The following is an 18,795-nucleotide window of genomic DNA, read 5'->3' as shown; positions in this document are numbered from 1 at the left end:
CGCAGCGAGGTGCGTGATCGTGAGCTGCTGCCGGCCAGCGGCCGGCACTACCGGGGCAACGGCCTAGGCGCCGGTGCGGGGCTTGCGCGTGCGCTTGGGCTTTGCGGCATCGCCGCCGCTGGCGGCACCGTCCTGCAGCGCCTGCAGCCAGGACAGCGTGTCGATGTAGTCGATGAAGTGCCGCAGGTAGCCGGGGCTGGTGGCCTGCATCGTGTCCAGCATGCGCTGCACCAGCACCGCCGAGTTCAACGGGCCGCCATCGGCGGGTGCCTCGGCACGCAGCGAGCGGCGCACCTGCAGTTCGCTGCGCAGCTCGGACCACTCGCGGCGTACCTGGTCCAGCATCGGCACCTGCGGGTAATGCGGCAGGCTGCGCGAGCCGGCGTCGAGGTCGCGCACCAGGCCGCGCAGATCTTCCAGCGGCGAGGATGGCTTACGTGCCATCAGCGGCCTTTGGCTTGGGGATCGGCGCGATTTCCACGCGGCGGTTGCGCGCGCGGCCGGCTTCATCGGCATTGGAACTGACCGGCTGCTCGCTGCCGAATGCGGCGGCAAACACGGCATCGGCCGGTACGCCGTCGGCAATCAACGTGCGGGTCACGGTCAGTGAACGCTGTGCGGACAATTCCCAGTTGTCGGCGAAGCGGCGGTTGCCATCGCGGATCGGCGCATCATCGGTGAAGCCGCTGACCATCAGGATTTCTTCGCGCGAGCCCAGGTACGCCGCCAGCGGCGCCGCCAGGCTGCGCAGCAGCTCCTGGCCTTCCGGCTGCAGCTGGTCCGAGTTGAGCGCGAACAGCACGCTGCCGCTGATGCCGATGCGGCCGTCCACCAGGGTCACCCGGCCGGCAGCCAAGGGGCCGGCCAGCGCCTGTTCCAGCGTCTGCAGGCGCTTGGCTTCGGCCTGGCGCTGCTTCACTTCCTGGTCCAGACGCTGCGACAGCTCCAGCTGCATCGCCACTACGCCGACCAGGATCAGCACGAAGGCGCCCAGCAGCACCGACATCAGATCGCCGAATGCGGCCCAGATCGGGGCGTGCGAGCCGCCGTCGACCTCCAGTTCGTCACTCATGCGCTACCGGCCTTGCCACGGCGCGTGGCCAGCTGCTGCAGCTCTTCCATCACCTGCTTCTGCGACAGCAGGCTGAGGTCGACCACCTCGCGTGCCTGCGCCACGTAGTAGGCCAGCTGCTCGTCGCTGCGGGCCAGCGAGGCGTCCAGCGCGCCGCCGATCTGTTCCAGGCGCCCGGACAGTTCGGTCGATGCGGTGCCGAACTGTTCGACGGCGGCGCCGAAGGTGCCGGCCAGCTGGCCGACCTCCGCTGCGCTGCCACTGAGGTGGCCGGCGATGCCGTCGAGCTTGCCGGTCTCGGCAGCAATATGGTCGGTGAAGCGGCTGCCAACGCGTTCCAGCAGCTCGGCCGAGCCGCCTACCAGTGCGTCCACCGCAGTGCGCTGTTCGTGCGAAGCGTGGTTGATCGCTTCCAGCAGGGTCTGCACGGTGGCCAGCAGGTGGCCGCGCTCTTCCAGCATGGCATTGTCGCGCGCCAGGCTTTCAGACAGGGTGCTGCGCAGTTCGTTGATGACCTCGGCTGCGGCCTTGGGGGCGTCCGCGGCGGTCTGCAGCAGGGTGGAGACTTCGGCCAGGGTGGCGCTGGCCTGTGCGCGGCCGTTCTCGCCGATCTGCTGCGCCGTGCTGGCCAGGGTCGCGCAGACCTGCTGCTGGCGCTCGGCCAGGCCCTGCGCGATGGCTTCCAGTGCGCTGCTCCACTGCTGCAGGCGCTGCTCATCACCGGCCTGCAACTGCGACTGCAGGGCCACGTGCGCCTGCTGCAGTTCCGTGGCGACCGCATCCCAGCGCGCCTGGCGCTGCTGCTCGCGCGCATCCAGGCCCGCCTGCAGCTCTGCGTGTGCGCTGGCGGCGGCAGCCTGTGCCGCCTGCCAGTCCTGCGAGCGCTGCGTTTCGTGATCCTGCAGCAGCGACTGGCCAGCAGCGTGGCGCTCGTCCAGGGCCTGCAGCAGTGCCTGGGCCTGCGTGTCCAGCTGTGCGCCCACCGCCTGCAGCGACTGTTGCTGGCGTTCCAGCAGCGCGGTGTTCAGTGCGTGCTGCTGCTCGGCCGCGCTGCGCCATGCATCGGCCGTGTCGGCGGCATCGGCCTGCAGGCGATCGCTGATTCGCGTGATCAGCATTTCGGCCTGTGTGCCCTGGCCATCACTGAACGCCTGCAGGTGCTGGCGCAGATCGGCCACCAGCGCCTCCTGCGCCCGGGCCTGCTCGGCCACGACCTTGGCCCAGCTCGCCTCGGTGGCAACGCGGCTGCGCTCGAAGCCATCGTTGAGGCCGGCCAGCTGCTGCTGCACGGCCTGCTCGACACGCGCATGCAGGGCCTGGCCATGGGTTGCCAGGCCGGCCAGCGTGGTTTCGGCCATCGGCTGCAGCGCGCCACCAATAGCGGCCGCACTGGCTTCGGCACCTTCGCGCAGCGACTGCTGCAGCGAAACCGCCAGGCGTTCCTGCAGGGCCTGGCTCTGGGTGAGGAACTCGGACTGTCCGGCCAGCAGCCGCTCGTTGGCGGCCGTGCTGTGCTGTTCGAAGGCGCTGGTCATCGCCTGCAGGCGGTCCACCAGCGCGGGCAGGGCGGCCGACTGCGCCTGCAGCAGGCGCAGCGACTCGGCGCGCTGCCAGGCCTGCGAATACGGATGCAGCTCACCGGCGATGGCGCGGTCCAGCTGCTGTACCACCTGCAGCCGGTCGCGGCGCAGCAGCGCCGACAGCAGGCCGAGCATGGCCGAGCTGGCCACGCCGGCAATGGAGGTGCCGAACGCTACGGCCAGGCCCTGCACCGGCGAGGCCAGCGAGCCGCGGATGGCGGCCATGTCGGTCGCGCTCTGCAGGGCAAGGCCGGTGCCGCGCAGCGTGTCCATCATGCCCAGCAGGGTGCCGAGCATGCCCAGCAGCACCAGCAGGCCCACCAGGTAAGGGGTCAGCACCGGGCCCGGCAGGGCGATGCGCTCGCCTTCCACGCGCAGGCGCACGGCATTGCGCAGGCCCAACGGCACGCGCTCCAGCCACGGCGGCAGCGATTCCTTCGCCGTGCCCAGGTCGTTCAGTGCAGCGCGCAGCCCGTTGCTGGCCTGGCGGTAGCGGTACAGCTCCACGCCGCCGGCGATGTAGCAGGCCGCGATGATCGCCGCCACGGCCGCGCCCAGCGGGTGCACCGCCACGTAGCCGATGCCGATCCAGCACACGGCCAGCAGGCCGACAAGGAATACAACGACATGGAAAGCAGTTCTGGACATGGTGTTCCGGTCAGTGGGAGCGCAGGGCTGCAAGCAGCCCATGGATCGGGTGGAAACGCAGTTCGAGCTCGGCCAGCAGCAGGCTGCGCATGTCATTGCGGAATGCCGCGCGCCAGCCGGGCTGGCCGTGCACGCGTTCGAAACGGGCGCCCAGCACCGTGGGCACCGTCGCCAGCAGGCTGTGCTCGCGCGGGGTCAGGGTCTGTTCCATCACCGCATCAACCTCGGCCAGCCGTGCCAGTTCGGGCGAGGCCTGCACCAGCTGGTCGCGCAGGCGGCCGCGCAGGCGCCCGGTGGCGGTCTGGATGGCCTGCTGCAACACACGGTAGCGCTGGCGCAGCGAGGCGAAGTTGGGCTGGGCGGCGGCCTCGGCCAGGTCCAGCAGGCGCTCGGCCTCGGCATCCTCGCCGATGGAGGCCAGCAGGCTGGCCTCGGCCTGTGCGCAGTCGGCCAGCAGGTCGTCCACCGCCTCGGCGGCCTCGCCCGCCTCGGGCAGGCGGCCGTCCAGCGCCCCGGACAGGGCCACGGCACGGCTCCAGTCCACCCACTGGCCGAGGCGATCGGTCAGGGCGGGACTGCTGGCCGGCATCGCACCGTCGCTGAGACGGGCGAGCAGGCGGAGGAAGTCCGGTCCACCGAGGACCGGCTGCGCGGCGTTCGCCATCAAGTAGCCAGGGGCCAAAAACCGTTGATTTTACAACCAGATGACCGCCGCTGGATGAAGGGGCCGGGCCATCCCCTGCGGGCAGGCACGGGGAGGGTCTCGGCCCGCGCCGGCAGACGGCTTAGAATGGTCGGCTGCACTAACGCAACTGGACCCTCTGGAGCTTCTGCATGACCCTCGCGCCGTTCTATCCCATCGGTACCCCCGGCCAGCCCTGGGGCGATGCTGAACGCGCACAGTGGCGGGCCGCCCAGCCACGCCAGCGCAGCTACCACGACGACGTGGTGGCCGCGCTTGAGCGCCTGGACGACGGTTTCGACGTGATCCAGTACGGCCAGCTCGACTATGCGCCGGATCATTACCCGCTGTTTGCCGTGGTCAACCACGACTGGAACCCGGCGCTGCCGACCGCCCTGGTCACCGGCGGCGTGCACGGCTATGAAACCAGCGGCGTGCACGGTGCGCTGCAGTTCCTCGAACAGCAGGCCGAGCGCTACCTGGGCAGGATGAACCTGATCGTGGCGCCGTGCGTCAGCCCGTGGGGCTACGAGCGCATCCAGCGCTGGAACCCGAATGCGATCGACCCCAACCGCAGCTTCCGTGACGGGGGCCTGATCGAGGAAGCCGCCTCGCTGATGCGCTGGGTGGCCGAGCGCAAGGCGGACATCCGTGTGCACCTGGACCTGCACGAGACCACCGACAGCGACCTGCACGAGTTCGATCCGGCACGCTGTGCCCGCGATGGCAAGCCGTTCGAGCGTGACACCATCCCCGATGGCTTCTACGTGATCGGCAACAGCGAGGATCCGCAGCACGGCTTCCAGAAGGCGCTGATCGAGGCCGTGGCCCCGATCACCCATATCGCCCCGGCCGATGCCGAGGGCAACCTGGTGGGCCTGCCGCTGCAGTCGCCGGGCGTGGTCTGGGGCGAGTCGCGCTCGATCGGCGCATGCGCCGGTTTCACCGACGCGCGCTATGCCACCACCACCGAGGTGTACCCGGACAGCCCGCGCACCAACCCGCAGGAATGCAACGATGCCCAGGTGGCAGCGGTGTGCGCGGGCCTGGATTACGCACTGGCCCAATGACGTAACGCCGGGCCATGCCCGGCGACCAACCTGCCGGCGCTCCGGATCATCCCTTCTGGCGCTGCTCCTGGATGGCCTTGTCCAGTGCATCCAGGTCATCGGTGGACGACTGCAGCCACTGCGCGTACTCGGGGGTTTCGACGAAGCCTTCGCCGCGCAGCACGGTGTCCAGGTCCGGGTTGTCATTGCTGGCGTGCTGCAGGAAGCCAGCCATCAGGCCCGACAGGCGGTGCGCGGCCTGGAAAGCAGCCTGCGGCGATCCCGCCGGCTCCACGATGGTGCCGAGGAAAGCCGCGTAGGCGGCGTGATCGACGTCGAAGTCATCGCGGTTCTTGAACGCCTCTGCACTCAGCTGTGCTTCGCCCGAGCTGTGGCGGGCGAAGCCCCAGGTCCAGATATCGAGGAAATGCAGCGCTTCCAGTTTCTGGCGTTCTTCCGTGCTCAGATCGATCGCGCCGGACAGGGCGTACTCCATGGTGGCGGCCGAGAAGGCTTCGGTGCCGGAGCTGGCGTGGAAATCGCTGAGGCTGCGCAGCGCATCGGGTTCATGCGGATCGAGCTGCAGCGCACGGTAGATCACGCGCGCGCCTTCGATGTGGCGGCCCTCGGCGATGAAGATGTTGAGGGCGTGGGTGGCCAGCTGGGCGGCGTTGAGTTCGGCGAAGGTCGTCATCGGGGTGGGAAAGGGAAAGGGCGGTCCGATGGTAGGTGCAGTGTTCCGCCGCAACAAGCGCCATGCCAGGCCGCGCAGCAGATCCACGCCATGCGTGGATGTTCGATTGCCTCAGAACCGGTAGCCGATGACCGTGAACAGCGAGGTCTTGTAGCGGTCGTCACCGCCCTCCGCGGCGCCGCTGATGTACTGCCCGGCACCCACGAACGGATCGTTGCGGCCAACCAGCAGCTCGCTGGATACGCGCAGGCGGCCATGCGTCCATGCGCCGCCCAGGGTCAGGCGCTGGCTGTCCTTGAAGTCGGCTTCGTCCTTGATGAAGCGTGAGAGGCTGGCGTACAGATCGACGTCCTGCCCGCCCAGTGTCACCGGGCGACCCACTTCGGCGAACACCACCGTGCCCTTCGTGGCGATGTTGTACGACGCATCGAAACCGCCCACGGTGATCACGTGCGTATCGCGCGCTGCCGGCAGGCTGATGTCCTGCCGTGCCACCAGCATCTTGCCGCGCCAGCTGCCGTTGCCCACCTTGATGCTCGCCGCCAGCGCGCGGCGCTCACCATCACCCTGCGGCGTCCCGCTTTCATCCTGCAGCCGTGAGTAAAGGCCCGAGACGGCGGCCGAGACCGTGATGTCATCGTGCCTGTATAGATCCCAGTCGAGCGTGGCCGCCACCAGGTCGCGTTCCGAGGTGCGGGTGCCGTTGGGCACGTAGCTGTCGCCCTGTACGAAGGCCGTGGAGTAGCGCGCCCCATCGCGGCTGATGCCCTTGCCATCCGGCGTGGACGTGGGGTAATAGCCGGCGGCCAGGCGGTAGCCCTGGCCGTCGTGGCGGTAGGTGATGCCCGGTGCGTACACCTCTTCCAGGCCGACCACGAAGCCGATGCTGCCGAGCACCTGCGCGCCCCAGTACTGCTCGTCCAGCACCACCGGCTGCAGGCCCACCGCCACGCGGTCGCCATTGGCGAAGCGGCGCCCGGCATACGCCTGCAGCGGGAAGCTCACTTCGCCGGGGTAGTTGCGGTAGCCGCCCGCATGCGAGTACAGCACGCTGCCGCCGTAGAAGCGGTACTGCGCCGAGGCGAAATAGTCCTTGCCGTCATAGTCGGCCTTCAGGATGAGTGTGTCGAAGGACAGATGGTTGGAGGTACGGCGGGTGCCATCGCCGTGTGCGTCGTTGAAGCGCACATCCCAGCGGCCGCGCAGGACACCGCCAAGTGTCCAGCCGGTGTGTGCCGGTGCAGGTGCCGCCGTTGCGGCAGGGGTTTCTGCAGGAGTGCTGACGGCCTCGGCGGGGGTTTCGGCATGTGCAAGCGAGGCACACGCCAGACACAGGGCCAGGACAAGAGGCGAACGGACGAAACGGAACGCAGGATGCATGGCAGGTTCCCAGGCAGGAACAGCAGGAAAGTGGACCCTCGGGCAACAGGGCGCCCACCGCGCCGCAAGGCACGGGCAGGGCGCAACGATGGAGAGGGACGGTTGGGTCTTATGTCTCGGTGGCGTCGAACTCGGCGATGGCCTCGCGGGCCACGCGGAAGCTGTCGACCGCAGCGGGTACGCCGCAGTAGATCGCCACCTGCAGCAGCACCTCGCGGATCTTCTCGCGGCTGACGCCGTTGCGAAGTGCGCCCTTGACGTGGATCTTCAGCTCGTGCGGCCGGTTCAACGCGGAAATCATCGCCAGGTTGATCAGGCTGCGCTCGGCCAGCGCCAGGTCGCTGCGCGCCCACACCGTGCCCCAGCAGTACTCGGTCACCAGTTCCTGCAGCGGCTGGCTGAAGGCATCGGCCTGCGCCAGGGCGCGATCCACATACTCGTCACCCAGTACGTGGCGGCGGATCTGCAGGCCTTTCTCGAAGCGGGAATCGCTCATGCGCTGATGCCTCCGAACAGGGTGTACTTGATGTCCAGGAAATCCTCGATGCCGTAGCGCGAACCCTCGCGCCCCAGCCCGGACTGCTTGATGCCGCCAAACGGCGCTACTTCATTGGAGATGGCGGCGCGGTTGATGCCGACCATGCCGTAGTCCAGCCGTTCGCTCATGCGCCAGGCGCGGCCGAGGTCGCGGGTGTAGCAGTACGCGGCCAGCCCGGAATCGGTGGCGTTGGCCAGGCGCACGGCCTCGGCCTCATCGTGGAAGCGGAACACGGCGGCCAGCGGGCCGAAGGTTTCGTCGGTCGCCACCTGCATCTCTGCGGTGGCATCGACCAGCAGGGTCGGCAGGTAGAAGCACTCGCCCTGCGCGCCGACGGCGCCGCCCAGCAGCACGCGCCCGCCCTTGGCCACCGCATCGTCCACGTGCGACTGCACCTTGGCGACAGCGGCGGTGTTGATCAGCGGGCCGATCTGCGTGCCCTCGGCTTCGCCCGCGCCCACCTTCAACGCGGCGATGCGCGCACGCAGCGCCTCGACGAAGGCATCGTGGATGGCGTCGTGGACCAGGAAGCGGTTGACGCAGACGCAGGTCTGGCCGGCGTTGCGGAACTTGGCCAGCATCGCGCCATCAACCGCCGCTTCGAGATCGGCATCCTCGAACACGATGAAGGGCGCGTTGCCGCCCAGCTCCAGCGACACCTTCTTTACTGTCTTCGCGGCCTTGCCGTACAGCATGCGGCCGACCGGCGTGGAGCCGGTGAAGGTGAATTTGCGCACCTCCTCGCTGTCGAAGAATGCATCACCGATGGACGCGGCATGGCCGGTGACCACGCTGAACATCGCCGCGGGCACGCCTGCCTGCAAGGCCAGGTCGGCCATCGCCAGCGCGGTGAACGGCGTTTCTGCCGCCGGCTTGACGATGCATGGGCAGCCGGCGGCCAGTGCCGGGGCCACCTTGCGGGTGATCATTGCGGCGGGGAAATTCCACGGCGTCACCGCCGCCACGATGCCGATCGGCTGGCGCGTCACCATGATCCGCGCATCGGGGTAGGGGCTGGGAATGATGTCACCGTAGACGCGCTTGGCTTCCTCGGCGAACCACTCGACGAAGCTGGCGGCGTAGACGATCTCCGCGCGGGCCTCGGCCAGCGGCTTGCCCTGTTCGGCGGTCAGCAGGCGCGCAAGGGTTTCGGTGTTTTCGATCAGCAGGCGATGCCAGGCCTTCAGCACGCGCGAGCGATGCTCGGCCGTGGTGGCACGCCAGTCGGCCCAGCCGGCGCTCGCTGCCGCGATCGCGCGCTCGGTTTCGGCGCGGCCCAGGCGCGGCACGGTGCCCAGCACCTGCTGGGTGGCCGGGTCGAGGATCTCATCCACTTCACCGCTGTCGGCGGCGATCCATTGCCCAGCCACCAGCGCACGCTGGTGGAACAGCGCGGACGTTTCAACGTTCATGCATACCTCGTGGTTCGTGTCGGGTGCGGGTAACCGGGTACCTGCGCCGGGAGGGAGTCAGGTAGCCGCGACACTGGTGCCCTGGGGCGCACGCACGGCCAGCAGGTAGTAGGCGAGGGCGCTGACCAGCAGGCCGATCACCCAGGACACATCGACGCCACCGAACAGCTGCGCCCACGCGCCCTGGAAGAAGGCGTTGCTGATGAAGGGCACCTGGGCGATGGCGCCCAGCAGGTAGGCCAGCAGGGCACGGCCATTGAACAGGCCATAGCGGCCCCCATCGCGGGCGAAGATCGAAGCGATGTCGTAGCGCCCGCCGTTCACCACGTAGAAGTCCAGCAGGTTGATCGACACCCATGGCGCCAGGATGAACAGCAGCGCGAACACCGCGTTGATGAAGATCTCGATGAAGTTGGCCGACGCCCACAGCGCGCACAGCGTGGACGCCACCAGCAGGGCGCACGACAGGGTGATGCGGGCCAGCCGTGCCGGCGTCCACGCGGGCGAGAACGTCTGCAGCGAGGTGACGCAGGACAGCACCGCGCCGTACAGGTTCATCGCGTTGTGGCCGATGATGTTGACCAGGAACAGCACCATCAGCACGTAGCCGAACCAGCCAGTGTGCAGGCGTACTGCTTCCATCGCATCGATCTGCTGGCCACCGCTGACCGCCAGCATGCCGAAGGCGAAGGCCAGGATGGGGCCCAGTGCAGCGCCCAGGTAGGTGTAGAAGAAGGGCCGGAACACGCCCACGCTGCGCGGCAGCGCACGCGAATAATCCGAGGTGTAGGGCGAGAAGCTGATCTGCCAGACGCAGCAGATGCCGAACATCGAGAACCAGCCGGCGGGCGAGAAGCTGCCATGGCTGAAGGCTTCGGCGCCCAGGCGCGGCACCATGATGGCCAGGCCGATGGCCAGCGCGCCGCCCATGAACCAGATGCCGATGCGGTTGAAGCCGTGGATGAAGTTGTAGCCGATGATGCCGATGGCCGTGGCCAGCGCCGCACCGATGATGGTGGCCAGCGGCAGCGGCACCGCCGGGATGACCGTGTGCAGGGTCTTGCCGGACAGGATGATGTTGGAGATGAAGTAGCCCAGGTAGATCAGCGTGGTGAAACCCACCACCAGCAGCGAGCCGAAGCGGCCGAACTGCGCGCGGCTCTGGATCATCTGCGGAATGCCGGCCAGCGGCCCCTGGGCCGAGGCAAGGGCGAGGATCGCGGCGCCGAACATATGGCCGGTGACGATGGCCAGCAGTGCACTGGCGATGTCCAGCTTGAACGTCAGCACCGACATCGCGCCGGTGATGACCGCCAGCGGGGCGATGTTGGTACAGAACCACAGTGTGAACAGGTCACGCGGATTGCCGTGGCGTTCCTGCTCGGGGATGTAGCCGATGGAGTGGCCCTCGATGGAGAAAGCGCCATCCTGCTTGCTTGCATTGCTCATGGGCGGATTTCCTTGGCCTGCCGGTCGCCCGGCAGGCGTGCGTCGGGATCGGTCGCGCGCGCCCGGCTGTGCAGGGGCGCAGGAACGATCCGGTCATGGAACCGGGCTGCGCGCCCTCGCCCATCGAGGGGGGGGGGGAGGCGAGGGCGCGCGGGCCGGAGGCGGGAACGGGTGTGGGTGCCGGGCGCGGGGCCTAGCGCATCACGAACGGGTCATCCATGGGGACATCGGACGTACGCAGCCACACCGTCTTGGTCGTGGTGTATTCCAGGGCGGCCGCTGCGCCGCCCTCCCGTCCATGGCCCGAAAGACCGAATCCACCGAAAGGCGCCAGCGGTGAAATCGCGCGATAGGTGTTGATCCAGACCACGCCCGAACGGATTGCCCGGCTCAGCCGGTGCGCGCGCGTCAGGTTGCGGGTGAAGATGCCGGCAGCCAGGCCGAAGGCGGTGCTGTTGGCCTTGCTGATCGCTTGGGCTTCATCGTCGAACACATCCACCGACAGCACCGGGCCGAACAGTTCGGTGGTGATGCTGTCGGCCTGCGGGGACGCGCTGCAGTCGACGATGGTGGGCGGGAAGTAGATGCCGGTGCGGTCGCTGCGGGTACCGCCGCAGAGCACGCGGGCGCCCTGGGCGACCGATGCGGCCAGCACTGCTTCGATGTTCTGGCGCTGGCGCTCGGTGCACAGCGGGCCGAACTCGGTGGCCGCGTCATCGGGGGCGCCGATGCGGATGGCTGCCACTTTCTCCAGCAGCCGCGCAAGGAAGGCATCCTTGATGCCCGCCTGTACCAGCAGGCGCGAACCGGCTACGCAGCTCTGCCCGCTGGCCGCGAAGATCGCTGCCAGTTGAGCGTTCACCGCGCTGTCCAGGTCGGCATCGTCGAACACGATGAACGGCGATTTGCCACCCAGTTCCAGCGAGACGCGGGCCAGGTTGCCGGTGGTGTTGGCCACGATGTGGCGCGCGGTGGCCGGGCCGCCGGTGAAGGCGACCTGCGCTACCTTCGGGTGGCTGCTCAGCACGGCGCCACACTCGGGACCGAAGCCGGTGATGACGTTGACCACGCCCGGCGGGAAACCTGCCTGGTGCAGCAGCCGGGCGAATGCCAGCAGCGGGCCGGGCGCTTCTTCGGAAGCTTTGAGCACCACCGTGCAACCCGCGGCCAGGGCTGGGCCCAGCTTCACCGCCGACAGGAACAGCTGGCTGTTCCAGGGCACGATGGCGGCGACCACGCCGATCGGCTCACGGCTGATCCAGACCTGCATGTCCGGCTTGTCCACCGGCACGAAGCTGCCTTCGATCTTGTCGGCGATGCCGGCGTAATAGCGGTAGTACTCGGCGATATAGGCGATCTGGCCACGGGTTTCGCGGATGATCTTGCCGGTGTCGCGGGTCTCGATGGCCGCCAGTTCCGGCGTCGCCTGTTCCAGCAGGTCGGCCAACCGGTACAGCAGCTTGCCGCGCTGGGAGGCGGTCAGCGTTGCCCAGGCCGGATCGCGCAGGGCACGGTCGGCGGCCTCGACCGCGCGTTCCACCTGCTCGCGGCGCGCCTCGGGCATGGTCGCCCAGGGCGTGCCGGTGGCCGGGTCGATGCTGTCGAACGTACCGGCACCGGCTTCGAAACGGCCGTCGATGTAGAGCTCGAACGGGCTGTCCATGGTCATTCCTGGGCGAAGGCGGGCATGACGTCGTTGATCATACGCAACAGCGAGGCCTTCTTGCGTTCGAAGGACATGCCGGTGTCGATCCAGAACGAGTACTCATCAAAGCCCATGGCCTCGTAGGCCTTCAGGCGGGCGATGACTTCCTCGGCCGGACCGATCACATTGTTGCTGCGCATCGCCTGGGCCGAGTACATCGGGTGGGCGGCAATCTCCTCATCGCTCAGCTTGGCGATCAGGCCCTGGCTGATCGGGCGTTCGTTCTTGAACCACGCGCCGAAGTAGTTGTAGAACACGTTGATCTCATCGGCGGCGACCTGTGCGTCGGCTTCCGAATCGGCCACGTAGGTGTGGCGCAGCAGCATGATCTTCGGGCGCGGCACCTCGCTGAACTTCTCGCAGGCCGCGTTGAAGTGGCCGATCAGCTTCTGCACTTCGTCATCGCCGAAGTGCAGCGGGGTGACCTGCACGTTGCAGCCATTCTGCACGGCGAATTCGTGACTGTTGGGATCGCGCGCGGCCACCCAGATCGGCGGGTGCGGCTGCTGCAGCGGCAACGGTGCCGAGGTGGTGCTGGGGAAGGACCAGAATTCGCCTTCGTGGGCATAGTCGCCCTTCCACAGGCCCTTGATGGCCGGAATCAGCTCACGCATGCGCTGGCCGGCGCCCCAGGCGTCCATCCCCGGCACCATGCGCTCGTACTCGAACGAATAGGCGCCACGGGCGATGCCCAGGTCGAGGCGGCCGTTGGAGATGATGTCGGTCATCGCCGCTTCGCCGGCCAGCTTGATCGGGTGCCAGAACGGGGCCACCACGGTGCCGGTGCCCAGGCGCACGTTCTTGGTCTTGTTGGCGATGTCGGCCAAGTTGAGCAGCGGGTTCGGCGCGATGGTGAAGTTCATGCCGTGATGCTCGCCGGTCCAGATGGCATGCATGCCACCCTCGTCGGCGATCTGGCACAGCTCGATCATCTCGTCGTACAGCTGCTTCTGCGACTGCTGGTCCGAGACGCGTTCCATATGGATGAACAAGGAAAACCGCATTTCAACTCTCCCTTCCAATCAGTTCTTTGACCACACCGCAGGTGTGGTTGCCGTAATAGGTGCCGTAGGTCTTCAGCGCGCTCTCGCGGCAGTAGCGCTGCAGCATGCTCTTGACCGCTGCGTCGGCGATGTCCAGCGCAGGCACGTCGGCCAGCGCCACGTACTGCCCATCGCGCGCGCTCGCCTCGGGGGTGCTGCACAGGAACGTGACGAACTGCCGGTGTGTGTCGGTGTCCGTATAGACGGAGTACACGAAGCTCGGCGAGGCACCGGGCTGATGCCGGGCAAAGATGCGTTCCAATGCGTTGTCTGCACCCTCGTTGCCGATCTCGACGGTGGGCAAGGCCCAGCCGCCTTCCGGCGCTGGCACCAGCAGCAGGCTGTCGTCGTGGGCGATGATCGCGCTGATCAGACCCTTGGTGTCGGTCATGACCTCGGTAGCCACCTTGGCGGGGGTGAAGTAGCCACCGCGGTAGTAGCCCAGCCCGGGCAGGCCGGCCGTATGGAAGTGCTCCACCTGCCCGATCAGGACGGCATGGTCACCCGCCTCCACCACCGTGTGCATGGTGCAGTCGAACCACGCACTGACCTCGTCCAGGATCGGGCTTCCGAGAGCGCTGTTGGTCCAGGACACCGCGGCAAACCGATCCGGATTGCGCCGGGCAAAGGTATTCGATGCGTCGGTCTGTGCCTCGGACAGAATGTTGATGGCAAAGCGCTTGGCGCCCACGAAGTTGTCGTAGTTGCCCGATGCGTTGGCGATGCTGACCAGCAACAGCGGCGGATCGAGCGACACCGAAGCGAACGAGTTCGCGGTGAAGCCGATCGGTTCACCGTCTGCGGTGGTGGACGTCACGATGGTGACGCCGGTCATGAACGAGCCGAAGGCTTCCCTCAGCTCTTTTGGATCGATAGCCATATGTTCCCTCCAACCGATGGCCTGGAATGTGTGCCGCTAGTTCGTTGTGGTGCCCAGCCATTCCGCCAGCGCCGCGTTGACCTTGGCGGGGGCGGTCAGGTTGACCATGTGGCGTTCGTGCGGAATGACCACGGCCTTGCCGTTGCGTGCCAGCGCCGCCATCGACAGGGCCATGGCCGGCGTCGAGTTGGCATCTTCCGCACCGGTCAGTGCCAGGGCAGGGCAGCCCACTTCCGACCAGCGTTCGGCGTAGGTCACATCGCCGCGGGCGAAGGCGCGGTAGGCATCGGCATAGCCCTGCACATCCACGTTCTCCAGCCACGAGCGCACGTCCTCCACCAGTGACGCCTCGGTGGTGCCTTCGTCGAACCAGCGCTGCAACGGGGTTTCCACGTCCACCCGGCCAGTGGCCAGTTCATCCGAACGGGTCACCACCGCGTGCCGGGCGGCATCGGTACGCAGGTGCACGCCATTGATGACGGCCAGGCGGCGCACCAGGTCCGGGCGCTCGATGGCCACGCCGGCGGCGATCAGGGCGCCCATCGAGTGCCCGGCCAGGTTGACCGGGCCCAGCTGCAGGGCGCTGATGAACTCCACCATCCACGCCACGTAGTCGGTCAGCCCGGGCTCGCCCGGCAGGCGCGTGCTCTGGCCGTGGCCGGGCATGTCCACCGCGATGACCCGGCACTGCTGGGCGAAGGCGGCGATCTGCGGACCCCAGGCGGCGGCCTGCATGCCGACGCCGTGGATCAGGACGAGGGGCTCTCCCGCACCCTGGTCCAGGCAGTGCGCCTGTTGGTTACTTGACAGCGGCAGGGTTCGAGACGTCATGGCCGAGCTCTTTCAGGTCCTGGTAGCGGTCACCGATGCGGTGGTGCGGGCGGCCGGCGGTGGCCGCGCCCAGCACGACCACCAGTTCGTCGGCGGCCGGGGCATCGGCAATGGCGAACTGCACGGTCAGGTAGTGCGAGCGGCGGCCTTCGTCGGTCTTGTCCATCATCGGCAGCACGATCGGCGCATTGGCCGGGCCGCGGGTATTGGTGAAGGCCAGGTAGGACTTGGCGCGCACCGCGTTGCGGTAGATGTTGCCGAAGTGCAGGGTGTGGATCAGCGCCGAGGCGTGTTCCAGCTCGCCGTCCAGGCCGACCACCGCGCTCTTGCCGAAGGCCTCCACCGCATCGCCCGAACCGACCTCGCCCAGGATGAGGTCGGTCAGGTGCTGGCTCAGCTGCGGGCCCAGCGCCCGGATCTCCGGCGACAGGTCCTCGACGTAGCCACGGCCGGCCCACGGGTTACGGATCACGGCTGCGGCGGCCACCATCTTCAGCGGCGTGGCAGCGTCGCGGCCCCCGTCCACATGCACGGTCTCCACGTGGAGAACGGTCTTTCGTATCAGGCTCATCTGGTCCTTCCTCGCCGCCGCTGGCGGTCACAATGGTGGTGTACGGTATGTTGGTATACCATTGGCAGCGACGGTATCACGCTCCAAAATCGGCTTGCAATATGTCTATGCGCATTCATTTTTCGCCCGCGACGAAAGTCGCAGACGAGGGGGGTGCGACGGGGACGAGGCGGCCTGCCGGGGTGCGCTATTCATGATCCGTGGTTGAATAGCGTGGACGTACACGAGCTTCCGGCAGCACGCCCGCCACCGCGTGGCTGCCACCTAAAGGGATTGCGAAACACGATGAACCTGAGAATCGACCACTCGCCGGTCACCCTGCGCGAGAAGTGCCTGGAAAAGCTGCGCAACGCGATCATCACCGGCTATTTCCCCTCCGGTGCGCGCCTGGTCGAGCGCACCCTGTGCGAGCAGCTGGGTGTCAGCCGCACGGTGGTGCGCGAAGTGATCCGCTACCTGCAGGCCGAGGGCCTGGTGGAAGTGCTGCCGCAGAAGGGCCCGATCGTGGCCGTGCTGAACTGGGACGTGGCCAGCCAGGTCTACCGCATCCGCCTGGTGCTGGAGCAGAGCGCCGTGGCCGACTGCGTGCGCAACCTCACCGACGACACCGCCGCGCAGATCCAGAAGGCGCTGGAAACCCTGCGCACCTCGTATGGCACCCCGGACATCGCGCCGGTGCTGGAAGCTTCCTCCACGCTGTACGAAACCATCTTCCGTGCCGGCAACAACCACATCGCCTGGGAAATCGTGCAGCGCCTCAATGGCCGCATCAGCCGCCTGCGCGCGATGACCCTGACCCACGTGGACCGCGAGAAAACCGGCTTTGAACGCATCAAGGCCATCTGCGATGCGATCTGCGTGCAGCGCGACGAAGCGCTGGCGCGGCAGCGCGTGGCCGAACACATCGGCGAGGCCGAGGCGATTGCCCATGCCTTGCTCGAACAGGAGCAGAAGTGATGGCCGCTTACTGGATTGCCCACGTGCAGGTGCTGGATGCCGACAAGTACAGCGGTTACACCGCGCTTGCACCGGCCGCCTTTGCGAAGTACGGCGCGAAGTTCCTGGCCCGTGGTGGCCGCTCGGTGGTGCTGGAAGGCGATCTGCCCGACCGCCATGTGGTGATCGAGTTTGCCGACCTGGAAACCGCCCAGGCCTGCCATGCCTCGCCGGAATACCAGCAGGCCAAGGCCAAGCGCGAAGGGCACTGCATCGCCAGCGTGGTCATCGTCGAAGGCTGACGACCGCTCTGGTAGATCCACGCCATGCGTGGATGCTCTCCAGTAGATCCACGCCACGCGTGGATGCTCCCGCTACCCCCGTGAGGCTTCGATGATTCTGCTTTGGCTCTCAACCCTTCGAGCGAGGGCTTGGCAGCGCGCGGGCAATCGAGCCGTCCCATGGGGGGCGTTCACCGATGGGCATGCCGAACGGCCCAGCTCATCAGTGACTCGCTTCAGTGGCCATACGGATTTCCTGGAGCGTCTTGAACCGGGGCATGCCGCGACTCTCTGGCCTGCTGCTGCCATCGGGATAATAAAATATGGTCTTGTTGCCTTCGCGCTTCACCTTGGGGCTCACTGAGTAAGTCAGGAATCCAGCATGAAAGGCGGGCTCGAAGTGGATGACGCGTGCGTCAGGCGCGCGATATATTAGGAATGAGGGTTGGTCCGTGGTCAGGGTGATGATCTTTCGATGTCCGCCTATGAAGTGTTCCTTCAGCCACGGGTAGTAGTCAGGCTTTATTGACATGACGCCTTCAGTGCTGACGCTGGACTCGGCGTTGGGGGCGCCATATGCGGAACGGACGTCGTCAAAGATTACAACGACGTCGCCTCCCATGCCCTGAATCACATCACCTCCAAATCTGGATGGATCTCCGTGCTCGACTCCAAAGGTTACGTTGCTGAGTTTCCAGCGGCACGCACCGCCGCCATCGACTGCCATTGAGGCGTCGTAAACATTTGTTCCTGGGCGGCGTACGGGCCGAATCTCAAGTGACGCATAGTTGTCTCGTGTACGTTTTTCCCAGTCCAGCATGGACCGGTACGTCGTGGTGCATGTCGTCGTGCGGTAGATCGCCCGCATATCTCGGGCCACAAGTTCTTCGGGCACCGTGACCGTCACCTTGACCGTGCCAGCCTCCGGCCTGGGTGAAAGTGCTTGATTCCGGGTAAGGTGACAGCCGCTTAGAAGCAGGAGGCCGAGGAGTGCGGCCTGCCTCGGAAGGCTCATCGGCTGGAGTCGGGACATGCGGACCCCTCCTGAATGCTGACGGCGCCATCGGCATCCTCTTTCAAACAGAATGTGGCTTCGTAGATGGCGGTGGGAAAGTACCAGAGACTTGGAATCTTCCGGCTTACCTGGAAGTAGTAGGTTGTGTTCATTTTCAATCGAAGGTGTTGCCTGCTCTGTTCGGGCGCATCCTGTTCGTAGCCTGCTGGCGTTGAGCCGTATGAAATGCAGTTGCCCGGCCTCAGCGTCTTTGGCTTGGCATTGTCCTTCAGGCTGATGGCCCAACTGTGGGGTTCGAGCGTGTCGGACTCCATTACCAGCAAGCTGGCCACCGGGAACGACCGCCTTGCTTCTTGTGGGATGCAGATCGCGGGCATGCCATCCACAAGCCGGACATCCGCCTCTTCTCTGACCAGCTGGAACGCGTGGGACATGTCCGCGGCTGCGCAGCAACCGGCGGCCACGAGCAGCGCCAAGGCGCTCTTGAAATTCTGCATTGGCTTTGTGATGTCTCCGACTGCACGACTCTGACGGGGCGAGCGAGTCAATGGACCCGATCACTTGCCAGCATTTTTCGTGTCGCCTGAAGGACGGGGGCGCTTGGCAGTCTGGAGCGACCATTGCACGGCGATTTACGAGAGGCGCGTCACATATGGGCTGACCGGACCGTGAGTGAAAAGAGGGCAGAGGCGACATGCTGGAAACCGCCCAGGCCTGCTATGCCTCACCGGAATACCAGCAGGCCAAGGCCAAGCGCGAAGGGCACTGCATCGCCAGTGTGGTGATCGTCGAAGGCTGACCACGCTTCTGTCGATCCACACCATGCTCGACTGCTGTTGGTGACGCAGCCGAGCATGGCTTGTATGTTCCCCCCGGCTCCTACGAGGTATGTAGGAGCCAGGGTGGAGGGACCGACAAGCATGGATCTGCGGATAGCCGCCGACAGACGAGCCGAGCGATCCCCATCCCGCACACGAACGTCGATAAAGGATCGTACGGCCCCCAAAAGGGGATCGTCGATGTAGGCAA

General features: G+C 66.8%; 20 protein-coding genes. 4 read left to right on the top strand and 16 right to left on the bottom strand.

All coding sequences use genetic code 11. The features are described 5' to 3' along the window. Nucleotides 1-63 precede the first annotated feature (63 nt). The 4 genes from AC3WL7_RS13595 to AC3WL7_RS13580 are packed head-to-tail and all read right to left on the bottom strand — an operon-like array spanning nt 64 to nt 3,964. Entirely contained in the window at nt 64-444 is a 381-nt protein-coding gene (locus AC3WL7_RS13595; RefSeq protein ID WP_492750821.1) for a DUF2894 domain-containing protein, read from the bottom strand. Continuing rightward, on the bottom strand, nt 434-1,072 hold the full coding sequence (locus AC3WL7_RS13590) for an OmpA family protein (RefSeq protein WP_492750819.1): 639 nt from the start codon (nt 1,070-1,072) through the stop codon (nt 434-436). Before AC3WL7_RS13590 ends, AC3WL7_RS13595 begins: the two co-directional genes overlap by 11 nt. After that, nucleotides 1,069-3,300, bottom strand: a complete 2,232-nt coding sequence (locus AC3WL7_RS13585; RefSeq protein WP_492750817.1) for a DUF802 domain-containing protein — start codon at nt 3,298-3,300, stop codon at nt 1,069-1,071. The genes AC3WL7_RS13590 and AC3WL7_RS13585 overlap by 4 nt, the downstream gene beginning before the upstream one ends. Nucleotides 3,301-3,310: 10 nt before the next feature. After that, nucleotides 3,311-3,964, bottom strand: coding sequence for a DUF3348 family protein (locus AC3WL7_RS13580; protein WP_492750815.1), 654 nt, complete (start codon nt 3,962-3,964; stop codon nt 3,311-3,313). Between the two features lie 170 nt (nt 3,965-4,134). Between AC3WL7_RS13580 and AC3WL7_RS13575 the strand changes: the two genes are divergently transcribed. Further along, nucleotides 4,135-5,052 (top strand): M14 family metallopeptidase, encoded by a 918-nt coding sequence (locus AC3WL7_RS13575; protein WP_492750813.1) that lies wholly within the window; start codon nt 4,135-4,137, stop codon nt 5,050-5,052. Between the two features lie 46 nt (nt 5,053-5,098). On the opposite strand, the gene AC3WL7_RS13570 is transcribed toward AC3WL7_RS13575, so the two are convergent. The 10 genes from AC3WL7_RS13570 to AC3WL7_RS13525 form a co-directional block, all read right to left on the bottom strand. Then, nucleotides 5,099-5,725, bottom strand: coding sequence for a hypothetical protein (locus AC3WL7_RS13570; RefSeq protein ID WP_492750811.1), 627 nt, complete (start codon nt 5,723-5,725; stop codon nt 5,099-5,101). Between the two features lie 111 nt (nt 5,726-5,836). Then, complete coding sequence (locus tag AC3WL7_RS13565) at nt 5,837-7,105, bottom strand: hypothetical protein (protein ID WP_492750809.1); 1,269 nt, start codon at nt 7,103-7,105, stop codon at nt 5,837-5,839. A gap of 109 nt (nt 7,106-7,214) precedes the next feature. Continuing rightward, nucleotides 7,215-7,601 carry a 4-carboxymuconolactone decarboxylase gene (pcaC, locus tag AC3WL7_RS13560; protein ID WP_079222109.1) on the bottom strand — a complete coding sequence of 129 codons (387 nt, stop codon included), beginning with the start codon at nt 7,599-7,601 and terminating at the stop codon, nt 7,215-7,217. After that, a complete protein-coding gene (locus tag AC3WL7_RS13555; protein ID WP_492750807.1) occupies nt 7,598-9,055 on the bottom strand; it encodes an NAD-dependent succinate-semialdehyde dehydrogenase in 1,458 nt (485 codons plus the stop codon). The genes pcaC and AC3WL7_RS13555 overlap by 4 nt, the downstream gene beginning before the upstream one ends. A 57-nt stretch (nt 9,056-9,112) precedes the next feature. Continuing rightward, nucleotides 9,113-10,504: a purine-cytosine permease family protein gene (locus AC3WL7_RS13550; protein ID WP_492750805.1), complete on the bottom strand. Its 1,392-nt coding sequence runs from the start codon at nt 10,502-10,504 to the stop codon at nt 9,113-9,115. A 193-nt stretch (nt 10,505-10,697) separates the two neighbouring features. Further along, entirely contained in the window at nt 10,698-12,167 is a 1,470-nt protein-coding gene (locus AC3WL7_RS13545) for an aldehyde dehydrogenase (protein WP_492750803.1), read from the bottom strand. 2 nt (nt 12,168-12,169) lie between these two features. Continuing rightward, nucleotides 12,170-13,213: an LLM class flavin-dependent oxidoreductase gene (locus AC3WL7_RS13540; RefSeq protein WP_108767159.1), complete on the bottom strand. Its 1,044-nt coding sequence runs from the start codon at nt 13,211-13,213 to the stop codon at nt 12,170-12,172. Nucleotide 13,214: 1 nt separating this feature from the next. Then, on the bottom strand, nt 13,215-14,132 hold the full coding sequence (locus AC3WL7_RS13535; protein ID WP_313436169.1) for a flavin reductase family protein: 918 nt from the start codon (nt 14,130-14,132) through the stop codon (nt 13,215-13,217). Nucleotides 14,133-14,168: 36 nt separating this feature from the next. Then, nucleotides 14,169-14,963, bottom strand: a complete 795-nt coding sequence (locus AC3WL7_RS13530; protein ID WP_492750799.1) for an alpha/beta fold hydrolase — start codon at nt 14,961-14,963, stop codon at nt 14,169-14,171. Continuing rightward, nucleotides 14,932-15,534 carry an amino acid synthesis family protein gene (locus tag AC3WL7_RS13525; RefSeq protein ID WP_492750797.1) on the bottom strand — a complete coding sequence of 201 codons (603 nt, stop codon included), beginning with the start codon at nt 15,532-15,534 and terminating at the stop codon, nt 14,932-14,934. The genes AC3WL7_RS13530 and AC3WL7_RS13525 overlap by 32 nt, the downstream gene beginning before the upstream one ends. Nucleotides 15,535-15,819: 285 nt before the next feature. Here AC3WL7_RS13525 and AC3WL7_RS13520 point away from each other — a divergent pair, with 285 nt between their 5' ends. Both AC3WL7_RS13520 and AC3WL7_RS13515 read left to right on the top strand, forming a co-directional pair. Next, nucleotides 15,820-16,491 (top strand): GntR family transcriptional regulator, encoded by a 672-nt coding sequence (locus tag AC3WL7_RS13520; RefSeq protein ID WP_108746831.1) that lies wholly within the window; start codon nt 15,820-15,822, stop codon nt 16,489-16,491. Further along, on the top strand, nt 16,491-16,772 hold the full coding sequence (locus AC3WL7_RS13515) for a DUF1330 domain-containing protein (RefSeq protein ID WP_492750794.1): 282 nt from the start codon (nt 16,491-16,493) through the stop codon (nt 16,770-16,772). The genes AC3WL7_RS13520 and AC3WL7_RS13515 overlap by 1 nt, the downstream gene beginning before the upstream one ends. 202 nt (nt 16,773-16,974) lie before the next feature. On the opposite strand, the gene AC3WL7_RS13510 is transcribed toward AC3WL7_RS13515, so the two are convergent. Further along, nucleotides 16,975-17,784, bottom strand: a complete 810-nt coding sequence (locus tag AC3WL7_RS13510; RefSeq protein ID WP_492750792.1) for a hypothetical protein — start codon at nt 17,782-17,784, stop codon at nt 16,975-16,977. Next, nucleotides 17,763-18,263 carry a hypothetical protein gene (locus AC3WL7_RS13505; protein ID WP_492750790.1) on the bottom strand — a complete coding sequence of 167 codons (501 nt, stop codon included), beginning with the start codon at nt 18,261-18,263 and terminating at the stop codon, nt 17,763-17,765. The genes AC3WL7_RS13510 and AC3WL7_RS13505 overlap by 22 nt, the downstream gene beginning before the upstream one ends. A 197-nt stretch (nt 18,264-18,460) precedes the next feature. On the opposite strand from AC3WL7_RS13505, the gene AC3WL7_RS13500 reads away from it, so the two are divergent. Next, nucleotides 18,461-18,565 (top strand): DUF1330 domain-containing protein, encoded by a 105-nt coding sequence (locus AC3WL7_RS13500; RefSeq protein WP_492750788.1) that lies wholly within the window; start codon nt 18,461-18,463, stop codon nt 18,563-18,565. Nucleotides 18,566-18,795: the final 230 nt, after the last annotated feature.

The sequence above is a fragment of the Stenotrophomonas sp. FW305-3-2-15-E-LB1 genome, assembly GCF_058787375.1.
Note: the sequence above shows the minus strand (reverse complement) of the source record. Positions and strands in the feature narration are given on the sequence as shown.